The sequence below is a fragment of the Pseudomonas sp. P20 genome, assembly GCF_016463925.1.
GTDB classification, from domain to species: Bacteria; Pseudomonadota; Gammaproteobacteria; order Pseudomonadales; family Pseudomonadaceae; genus Pseudomonas; species Pseudomonas aeruginosa.
In genome coordinates this window covers 1-7,486 of record NZ_JAEMVM010000033.1, presented here as the reverse complement: position 1 = coordinate 7,486, position 7,486 = coordinate 1, and the positions used below count along the sequence as shown (strand labels likewise).

At 56.2% G+C, this 7,486-nt stretch carries 7 protein-coding genes and 2 pseudogenes; all 9 read left to right on the top strand.

The genetic code is table 11. The annotated features are described in order from the left end of the window. The coding region (locus JHD77_RS28440) for a helicase-related protein (RefSeq protein WP_267907549.1) at positions 1-618 on the top strand (618 nt) is incomplete at its 5' end. A gap of 94 nt (positions 619-712) precedes the next feature. Then, a pseudogene (locus JHD77_RS28435) lies at positions 713-1,169 on the top strand (IS3 family transposase); the annotation flags it as partial. Positions 1,170-1,347: 178 nt separating this feature from the next. Next, positions 1,348-2,559: a three-Cys-motif partner protein TcmP gene (tcmP, locus tag JHD77_RS28430; RefSeq protein ID WP_223697283.1), complete on the top strand. Its 1,212-nt coding sequence runs from the start codon at positions 1,348-1,350 to the stop codon at positions 2,557-2,559. Between the two features lie 232 nt (positions 2,560-2,791). Next, on the top strand, positions 2,792-3,535 hold the full coding sequence (locus JHD77_RS28425; RefSeq protein WP_003117069.1) for a phage Gp37/Gp68 family protein: 744 nt from the start codon (positions 2,792-2,794) through the stop codon (positions 3,533-3,535). A 17-nt stretch (positions 3,536-3,552) separates the two neighbouring features. Continuing rightward, a complete protein-coding gene (locus tag JHD77_RS28420) occupies positions 3,553-4,887 on the top strand; it encodes a three-Cys-motif partner protein TcmP (protein WP_003117070.1) in 1,335 nt (444 codons plus the stop codon). Positions 4,888-5,338: 451 nt separating this feature from the next. Then, positions 5,339-6,037, top strand: coding sequence for a hypothetical protein (locus tag JHD77_RS28415; RefSeq protein WP_023094353.1), 699 nt, complete (start codon positions 5,339-5,341; stop codon positions 6,035-6,037). 10 nt (positions 6,038-6,047) lie between these two features. After that, positions 6,048-6,803 (top strand): TIGR03759 family integrating conjugative element protein, encoded by a 756-nt coding sequence (locus JHD77_RS28410; protein ID WP_003099814.1) that lies wholly within the window; start codon positions 6,048-6,050, stop codon positions 6,801-6,803. Further along, positions 6,788-7,369, top strand: coding sequence for a hypothetical protein (locus JHD77_RS28405; RefSeq protein WP_003117072.1), 582 nt, complete (start codon positions 6,788-6,790; stop codon positions 7,367-7,369). Before JHD77_RS28410 ends, JHD77_RS28405 begins: the two co-directional genes overlap by 16 nt. Then, positions 7,366-7,486, top strand: a pseudogene (locus JHD77_RS28400) (integrating conjugative element protein); the annotation flags it as partial. The gene JHD77_RS28405 and the pseudogene JHD77_RS28400, both read left to right, overlap by 4 nt.

Here is a 7,486-nt window from a genome sequence, read left to right as displayed (position 1 = left end):
GAGATCGTCAAGCATCCGCGAACCCGGGACACACTGGCCTTCGTGCCAGCGATCTTCGGCGACGAGCAACTGATGCCAAAGGAACAGGCGCTGTTGGACCTCTGCCTCGAGGAGAAAGCGAAGGGCCGCAAGGTCCTGGCCTACACGGTCTACAGCGGAACGCGCGACACCACGTCCAGGCTGAAGAAAGTGCTCGAGCAGGCTGGGCTGAAGGTGGCAGTGCTACGTGCTTCGGTCGTTACCTCTCGGCGCGAGGACTGGATCCTCGACCAGGTTGAACGCGGCATCGATGTGCTGATCACCAACCCGGAACTGGTGAAGACCGGCCTGGACTTGCTCGACTTCCCGACCATCGCGTTCCTGCAGACGGGATACAACGTGTACACCCTGCAGCAGGCCGCGCGGCGGTCGTGGCGGATCGGGCAGAGGCACCCGGTGCGGGTGGTGTTCTTCGGCTACGCCGGCAGCTCGCAGATCACCTGCTTGCAACTGATGGCCAAGAAGATCGCTGTGGCTCAGAGCACGTCGGGAGACGTTCCCGAGTCAGGTCTCGACTCATTGAACCAAGACGGAGATTCGGTGGAGATGGCGTTGGCACGACAACTCATTGCAGCATGAACAGATAGGCCACCTTTGAGTGGCCTTTTTTATATAATGCTTATCGAAGTTGTAGGCTTTCGAAATAAATGCGAGTTTTTCGAAATAGGTGCGACTGAAGGTGGCCTTCGTGATCGACGTCTTTGCGCGTCGCCGGTTGGCGAGTCAGTACCAGCATGAGGACCGACTTCGTCCTGGATGCGCTGGAGCAAGCATTGTACGCCCGTCAGCCGCATCGCACCGGTGGCCTGATCCATCACAGCGACAGAGGCAGTCAATACGTCTCGATCCGCTACACCGAGCGACTGGCCGAAGCCGGTATCGAGCCCCCGGTCGGCAGCAAAGGTGATAGCTATGACAACGCCCTGACCGAAACCATTAACGGGCTGTACAAGGCTGAGTGATACATCGTCAATCGTGGAAGAGCCGCGAGGCTGTCGAGATAGCGACCTTGAGATGGGTGCATCTGGTACAACCATGAGCGTCTGCTGAGTTCTCTCGGCTATATCCCACCTGTGGAGGCTGAGGCAAACTTCCACCAGCAACAAGTAAGTCAGGCCATGGCGGCCTGACTTAAACGAAACGGCCTCCACGAAACCTGCGGCGATTCACACCGCGACGCTCTACCAGTTTCAGCGACCAGCACTTAAGCATACCCCGCCCCCATAGCCACGCCACGAGGGCTACGATACCGTATAGCCACTACGACGTCGCTCAACGTGATTAGCCGATCCGTGGCAGGAGACCGAGATGGGTCAACAAGGAGGTGAAATGTCTTTGATGCCGATAGAATATCAGGGCAGAGAACAGGCATACGTCAAGCACACCATTCTGAGAACTTACTTGCAGCGGCTGATCATGATCATCGGCCGCAGTGAGAAGGTGATCAATTACGTCGACTGCTTCGCCGGCCCCTGGTCGGAAGAGTCTGATGACTTGCGGGACACCTCCATTGGTATCTCGTTGAGCCTGATGAAGGATTGCGCGAAGACGCTTGAAGAGCAGCATGGCGCAAAGGTGAGATTCCGCGCCCTGTATATCGAAAAAAACGACAATGCTTTTGCGAAGCTGCAGAGATTCCTTTCCAACGATACGGGCAGTGTCGTAGACGCCAGCTGCATGCACGGCGACTACACGACGAAAATCGAAGATATCGCAAGCTGGGCCAAACTTGGCTTCACCTTCTTCTTCATTGATCCCAAGGGCTGGCGAAAGGTTATCAACGCACCGGTACTGGCGCCGCTATTGGCGTTGAACAGAGCCGAGTTTCTCATCAACCTGATGTACGACTTCCTCAACCGAGCAATGTCGATGACGGCCCAGCAAGCGAACATTGAAGAGTTGCTCGGTAAGGCAATCACGTTTTCAGGCAAAGAGTCGGCAACCGAGCGGCGACAAATTATTGTTTCCCAATACCGCCAGGCGGTAGGAGATATCTACAACGGCAAGACTGCGTACGTTACCGTTGAGCGGCCGGGCATGGACCGCGTCCTGTACTTCCTGATCTATCTCACGCGACATTCTAAAGGGCTAATTGTCTTCAAAGAGGCCGCCGAGCAGATGGATATGGTTCAGCGTGTCAGTCAGTTCGAGACCAAGCTCAGGCGGCAATCGAGCAAGAGGCTTCCTGTTAATGACCTCTTCTCCTCACCTGAGGATCAGCCCGAGCCAGTCAATGTTCGGGACAACAGGATGCTCGCCAAAAAGTATTTGCTGACACGCCTATCCGCCACACCATTGCTCGTGGACAATGATTGCTGGGCAAGCTTCCTTGAGGAAACCGACCTCTATCCGACGGATCTGCAACTCGCATTCAAAGATCTAGCTAAAGAAGGGAAAATCATAAATCTGGATGCGGATGTTCGAAAGCGGACAAAGAATCCAGTAAGGCCTCATTGGCCGAGGAAAAGTGAGCGCTGGGTGCTCTGCGCAGAATCATTTTCGCCAAAAGAGATTTTTTAGTTTCTACCAACAGCCCACAAACCAGCCGACGACAAGAAAGTTTTAACACCCCATAAAACTGTAAGCCAAATACCATATTAAGCAATTCTTATTTAGCTGAGATTATCTGGATAGATGTGTTACACTTACAATTTGACAGGACCTCGAACAGAAAGGCCAATCACTAAGGTGATAGTCATTTGATTCGCGCCCGATTTACATGAGCATCGCGCACGACAGGAGTTACAGTGCAATGAGTACCCAGACGAGCATAGAATGGACAGAAATGACCTGGAACCCCATTGTGGGGTGCACCAAGGTATCGCCGGGCTGCAAACATTGTTATGCCGAGAACATGGCGCACCGACTGCAGGCCATGGGCACTCCAGGTTATGAAAATGGTTTCAAGCTTAGCCTGCGTCCAGAGAAACTTCGCGAACCGCTTCAGCGCAAGAAGTCGACTATCTATTTTGTAAACTCCATGTCGGATCTGTTTCACGAGAAAGTCCCTGACCATTACATCGATCAGATTTTTGACGTCATTCGTGAGGCGACGCAACATACCTTTCAAATCCTGACAAAGCGCGCGGAACGATTGGCTGACTACTTCAGCAAGCGCGTTCCACCTACCAACGCCTGGCTTGGAGTATCGGTCGAAGACAAGGCCTATGGCGTTCCTCGTATCGACTGCTTGCGCCGTGTGAATGCCACAATCCGCTTCCTCTCGGCGGAGCCCCTTCTGGAAGATCTCGGTGAAATAGACTTGACCGATATCCACTGGGTGATCGTTGGAGGCGAGTCAGGCGCGAAAGCGCGTCCCATGCAGCAAGAATGGGTCGACAACATTCATCGTCAGTGCGATATCTCCGGTTCCGCGTTCTTTTTCAAGCAGTGGGGCGGATGGGGGGCGGATGGAGTCAAGCGCTCTAAAAAAGCAAACGGGCGGCTGCTAAACGGCCAGACCTGGGATGAAATACCTCTTTTGAATTTAGCCTGAGTTAAAGGACTTACCGGATGGCCAAGGATGAAAAGTACAAGTGGAATATTTCCACCGGGACATATCCTCAGATTGATCCCCACAGCAAGATCAAACACAAGATAATTCAGGACTATATTCGCTCCTACATAACGGTCGTGATGAGCAACCAGATGATCCCTCGAATAGGAATCAGCATCATCGATGGGTTCTGTGGAGGGGGTATTTACAAAGACGATGATGGTATAGGCATCCACTATGGATCGCCGATCATCGCGTTGGAGACCGTTCGCCAGACAGTTGCGGAAATTAACACCCTGAGAAAACAAGACCGCGAAGTAATTGCCAAGTACTATTTTGTAGACATCAAAAAGGACAACATAGATTATCTGAACGCAGTACTTAACGCGAAAGGATATTCGCACTTAATAGACAAGGACGTATTCCCGATAAAGTCACGCTTCACCAACGCTCTCCCTGCGCTAATAAATCAGATCAAGAAATTAAAATTCTCTCAACGCGCAATTTTCTTGTTGGATCAGTACGCTTACAAAGATGTTCCATTCTCCAGCATCCGCGCCATCTTTCAGGAAGTGAGAAACGCTGAGGTGTTGCTGACGTTCAACGTTGACAGCCTGATTGACTACCTTTCTGAGCGGGAGGAAAACCGTAAGGCGCTCCAGAATATTGACCTTGAGAAATACATTCCGTGGGCTAAACTCCCTTCCTTCAAGGCCACGATGCGTCATGAATGGCAGCACCTCATTCAACGCTTCCTGGCAGAGGGCATACTGAAAGAAAGCGGCGCAGAGTTCATGACGGTATTCTTCATAACGCCGTTTGGCGCTAACCCTCGCACCTACTGGTTCATTCATCTCGCCAAGAGCTATCGCGCCAACGCTGTGATGAAGGAAATCCACTGGAAGTACGGCAACCACTTTTCGCACGCAATGACGCCCGCGCTATTCGTGGGGTACGACACTAAGCGCGATATACAGGTTACCGATCAGCAAAACCTTGGCTTCGGTGAAGAGCATTTCTTCGATAACGTCACCGGAAAACGCATCGAGAGAGAGCTTTCCGAGCTGCTGCCCAGGCAGATCTACCAACAGCCTGTACAGACGTTCGAGGACATGATGAAGAGCATGGCCAACAGCACGATGGCCAACGAAAGCATCGTTCGCGAGGCCCTCCACATGCCAATTCTGTGCAAAGACATCGAGGTTTACGACAAGGACAGTGGCACCAAGCGGCGAAAGGGCAGCAGCATCAAGTCCTCAGATATCCTGATGCCGGCGGCGCAGCGGACAATGTTTTTTATACCTCCCATCTCAATGGTCCAGAAGGGAAAGGCGGAGTTCGAAGACGAGTGATTGTCGGTAACTCACCCCAGCAACGGCCACGCTCATCTTGAGCTAGTGTCCCGCCTCAGCCAGGCTCCACTGCACAAGCGGCTTTAGCCATCGAACGAGTCAAGCCAGATGAGTAGACTCGAAAGATGCGACATAGCATGACAGGGAGTTTTGGCTTGGCTGACCAGCTTCAACCAATTCCTGGCACGCTATCTCAATGATGGTTTGTTCGAGCTGGGGAAGGTCTGTATTCATAGCCTAGGGCTTCCTCGAAGCAGTGTTAACCAGAAATGACGCAGCCTAGATGCGTGTGAAGGGCACCCAGAGTCGACTGATCTTCGCATAGCGAATCAGGCCCGGCGATTCGCCAGAATCCTATCCAAAAAAATCCCACCCCCACTCACCGAGTATTTCCTACTGCCTCAATGGGGGCAGTCTGAGAGGGTGTCTCTGGCTTCGCGCGAGGACACTCATGAAACGCCCATCCCCTGCATCAATGATTCTTGGCCTCTGCTTGACGGCAATGGCCGGCCTGCTGGGCTACCAGCAATACCAACTCATTCAGCTCCGATCAGGCGTGGACAGTGCCGCGGAAAAGACCTCGCTAGAGGCGATCCTGGCTCGCTTGAATCGAGTCGACGAGCGCCTCGACGCCGTGGATGGGCAGCACCTGGTCAGCAACGAGGACTTCCGCTCAGGCCAGCAGGCACTGTCCAACCGCATTGACGCCGCGCAGGCCTTCGCCAAGCAGGCCTCCGACGCCGTCGAGAACCTGGCTCAAACCACCGCCTCGGCCGGCGATCTCCTGGTGCTCAAGGCTACAGTGGAGACGCTGGACGGTTCTGTCCGCACGCTGCAAGAGAAGCAAGCCAAGGCTCCGCCGCTGATCGTGCCTCCACCGAAGCGCGGTGCCTTCCCTGTCAAGCCCAAGCCCAAGCCGAAACCCAAGCCAATCGAGCCTCCGCCCTTCTCAATCCTCGGCGTGGAGTATCGCGGGGGCGAACGGTTTCTGTCGGTTGCACCTCCGGGATCCACCCAGCTCAGCCAGATCTACCTCATTCGCCAGGGCGATGCCGTCGCCGGCACGACCTGGCGACTGACCGACCTTGACGATCGTACCGCGCACTTCGACGTCGCCGGCGCCTCGCGCAGCGTTCGCATCCAACCATAGGACCCCGCACATGAACAGAACCGTATCGCTCCTGTCCGGCCTGGTGCTGCTGCTGAGCTATCCCGCAGTCGGCCAGGAGGCTGCGGCAAGCCGAGAGGCCAGCAGCCAGCTGTCCGGTAGCCAACTCGACACGCTGAAACAGCAGACATCTCAGAGCGACCTGGCCCAGGAGTGGGGACTGAATCAACAGGAATGGACCCGCTACCAGACGCTCATGCAAGGCCCCCGGGGCGTGTACTCACCTGGCATTGACCCGCTGACCGCGCTGGGCATCGAGGCGCGATCGGCAGAGGAACGGCGGCGGTATGCCGATCTACAGGTCCAGGCCGAACGGCGCCGGGTCGAGAAGGAACTCGCCTACCAGCGCGCATACGACGAAGCCTTCGCCCGCGCCTATCCAGGCGAGGGGGTCATCCGCCTCACCGAAAGCAGCACGGCCAACCCGTCGGGCGCGCCGAACATGAGCCCAGCGTTGCAGAGCAGCGGGCGCCTGGCCCTGTTCGTCCAGGACAACTGCACCGCCTGCATCCAGCGGGTGCGCGACCTGCAGCAGCAGAACAAGGAGTTCGATCTCTACTTCGTCGGTAGCCAGAACGACGCAGAGCGAGTGCGGCACTGGGCAATCCTCGCCGGCGTCGACCCGAAGAAGGTTCGCAGCAAGCAGATCACGCTCAATCATGACGAGGGCCGCTGGATGGCCCTGGGACTGGGCGGGGCCCTTCCCGCCCTGGTCCAGGAGGTGAACGGCCGATGGCAACGTCTGTAATCCGCGCCCTCCAACTGGCCGCCCTGCTGGTCCTGGCCAACATCGCTCAGGCCGCCGTGGATCCTCCGCCGGCGTACAAGCAGATCGCCCTGCCCAAAGGGGTTCCGGCCGAGGTGCTCTATTCGGTCGCGCTGACCGAGAGCAAGGTCCTGCTGCGCGGCGAATACGTTCCCTGGCCCTGGACATTGAACGTCGCCGGGAAATCCTACTACTACGCGACCCGCACCGCCGCCTGCACAGCGCTACTCGCGGCAATCAACCTCTACGGGGCCAAGAGCGTCGATTCCGGCCTCGGCCAGGTCAATATCGGCTGGAACGGACATCGTTTCTCCAGCCCCTGCGACTCCCTGGATCCGTACAAGAACCTGGACGCCACCTCCGACATCCTGATCGAGCAGCGGGACGCCCTGTATGCATCCGCCCCGGGAAGACCGGTGGACTGGATCCAGGTTGCCGGCCGCTACCACCGCCCCGCCGGCGGCGCGCCTGCCGCCAAATACCGTAGGACGGTATCCCGCCACCTTAGCCAAGTCCTCGGCGTCAACCTACTGGTGACCAATCCATGAAGAAGATCCTTGCCACGCTGGCATTTTGCACGGCGTTCGCGACTCAAGCCTGGGCCGCCGGGCTGATCGTTGTCGAAGACCTCGGCGGAGCCTCAGCGCTCCCCTACTACCAGGGCC